This is a genomic window from Kitasatospora sp. NPDC091257, from assembly GCF_044757675.1.
GTDB classification, from domain to species: Bacteria; Actinomycetota; Actinomycetes; order Streptomycetales; family Streptomycetaceae; genus Kitasatospora; species Kitasatospora lactacystinica.
In genome coordinates, this window is record NZ_JBIVVI010001326.1 from 1 (window position 1) to 2,333 (window position 2,333).

A 2,333-nucleotide genomic window follows, 5' to 3' on the forward strand; every position below is an offset into this window, starting at 1 on the left:
GGTGGCGACCCGCAAGGGCCTGGCCAACTACGGGGCCTTCGGCCTGGCGGGGGAGGACTACAGCAGGATCGGCTGGGAGAAGTAGCCGGCGCCGGGACGGGACGGGCCGCACGGCAGGCGCTGGCGAGCAGCGCGGTGATCACGAGGCCGGTGGCGCGGACGCGGGAGGATCGGCTCTGCCGCCCCCGCTGTCCCGCCACCCGCCTTGACCTTCCGCGTTGCCCGCAGGCCGCCCGTGTCATGGGGCCCGGCAGGGCCCGCGCTCTTCCAACCGGGGAAGAATCTAGCGGCGCGCCGGTCGCCCGCGGGGCAGCGCGCGGGGCGCGCCCGGAAACCCGCCGCGCTGTCACCCGGTTCGCGCACCGGAGCGTCAACTGGGGCTGACGACAAGGGAAAAAGGGATATTCAGGGCCATCGTGACCGGGGGCGCGCGGGGTTCTCGCTACGCGCCCGAGCGTGCGCACCTGCCCTGCCCGAGCGTGCACACTGCCCTGCCGGCGCGTGCACACCTGCCGCGCCGGTGCGTGCACCGGGCCGGAGGCGCTGCCAGGATGCGCGGGACGACCCCCCTCCCGACTCCCGGAGCAGCTCCGATGGTCAGTGACCCCGCAGCCGCGGCACCCCCCGGCCACCCCGTCGACCCGCCGCCGGTGCGCCGGATGGTCCCGCGCGACCGGCACGAGCCGCACCGGGTCGCCACCCCGCTGGAGCTCTTCTTCGACCTCTGCTTCGTGGTCGCGGTGGGCCAGGCCGGGCGCGAACTGGCCCACTCCCTGGCGGCCGGGCACTACGGCGAGGGCCTGCGCGGCTACACGCTGACCTTCTTCGCGATCTGGTGGGCCTGGATGAACTTCACCTGGTTCGCCTCCGCGTACGACGTCGACGACGTGCCGTACCGGGTCACCACGCTGGTGCAGATCGCCGGGGTGCTGATCCTCGCCGCCGGGGTGCCGCGGCTGTTCGCCACCCAGGACCTGACGCTGTCGATCGTCGGCTACGTGGTGATGCGCCTGGCGATGGTCACCCAGTGGCTGCGCGCGGCCGCCGGCGAACAGGGCCCGGCGCGCCGGGTCGCGCTGGGCTACGCGGCGGGGATCACGCTCTGTCAGGTCGGCTGGGTGGTGGTGCTGTTCCTGCCGCCCGGCGTCCGGTCGTACGTCATCCCGGTCGGGGTGCTGTGCGAGCTGGCCGTGCCGGTGATCGCCGAGCTGCGGATGCGGACCTCCTGGCACCCGCACCACATCGCCGAGCGGTACGGGCTGTTCACCCTGATCGTGCTCGGCGAGACGGTGGCGGCCGCGACCGTCGCGGTGCAGTCGGCCGTGGACGAGCACGAGAGCCCGGGGCGGCTGGTACCGGTCGCGGTCGGCGGGCTGCTGATCTGCTTCTCGGCCTGGTGGATCTACTTCGCCCGGTCCGTCCACGAGCACCTGCGGTCCAACCGGCAGGCACTGGTCTGGGGGTACGGGCACTACCTGGTGTTCGGCTCGGCGGCGGCGATCGGCACCGGGCTGGAGGTCGCGGTGGAGTCGGCGGTGCACAAGGCGCACATCTCGGAGACCGCCGCCACCGCGACGGTCACCGTGCCCACCGCGCTCTATCTGTTCACGGTCTGGTTGCTGCACTCCCGGCACACCAAGCGGGGCGCGGTGGCCCAGGCGGTGGCGCCGACGGGGGCCGTGCTGGTGCTGGCCTGCACCGCGCTCGGCGGCTCCGGGGTGCTCGCGGCGGGCCTGGTCTGCGCGCTGATGGTCGCGGTGGGCGTGCTGATCCACGGCCGGGAGAGCAGGCGGGCGGGTGCCGGCGGGCCGGGTGCCGGCAGCGCGGGTGCCCGCTAGCCCCGTCCCTCACACCTCACTCGGGAGAGTGAGGACCGGGCGCCTGAACCGGCAGAGTTCGGAGGAGGGCCGGACCCCGCCCGACCTCCGCATCGTGAGATTCCGAGGCCATCGCCAGTCGGCTGTCGATCGTCACGTCCAGGTGCGGAGCCTCCGGCCAGCCGCTCACCACCTCCCGGACCATCGCGAGGAAGTCCCCCGTCCGGGGATGGACGGGGTGAGCGGGGTGGGCGAGGTAGACGGTGGCGCCGGGGGCGTCCGAGACCGGGAGGAAGCGGACGCCCGGATGGCCGTGGCTCTCCGCGGTGCCTGCCGCGCCGAGGCCGAACGCACCGCCGGTGGCGATGAGGTTCAGCCACTCGTCCACGTTGCCCACCTCGACCGTCCCGACCGGGCGCTGCTCCGGGGGCCACAGGTCCGGTGAGGCGGTACCGACGCCCGGCCACAGGGCCAGCGGGAGGTCCTGGCGGACGGTGAGTTCGGCCAGCAGCACCC

1 protein-coding gene and 1 pseudogene are annotated in these 2,333 nt (G+C 74.2%); one reads left to right on the forward strand and one right to left on the reverse strand.

Annotation, left to right across the window (positions count from 1 at the left end):
* Positions 1–593: 593 nt before the first annotated feature.
* Positions 594–1,838: a low temperature requirement protein A gene (locus ACIQOV_RS37840; protein ID WP_401055310.1), complete on the forward strand. Its 1,245-nt coding sequence runs from the start codon at positions 594–596 to the stop codon at positions 1,836–1,838.
* A 16-nt stretch (positions 1,839–1,854) separates the two neighbouring features.
* Here the strand turns inward: ACIQOV_RS37840 and ACIQOV_RS37845 are convergent.
* Positions 1,855–2,333 (reverse strand): annotated as a pseudogene (locus ACIQOV_RS37845) (hypothetical protein); the annotation flags it as partial.

Bases quoted from the DNA above. Each gene is read 5' to 3' on its own strand.
- ACIQOV_RS37840 (WP_401055310.1), top strand. From the start codon at position 594: ATGGTCAGTGACCCCGCAGCCGCGGCACCCCCCGGCCACCCCGTCGAC.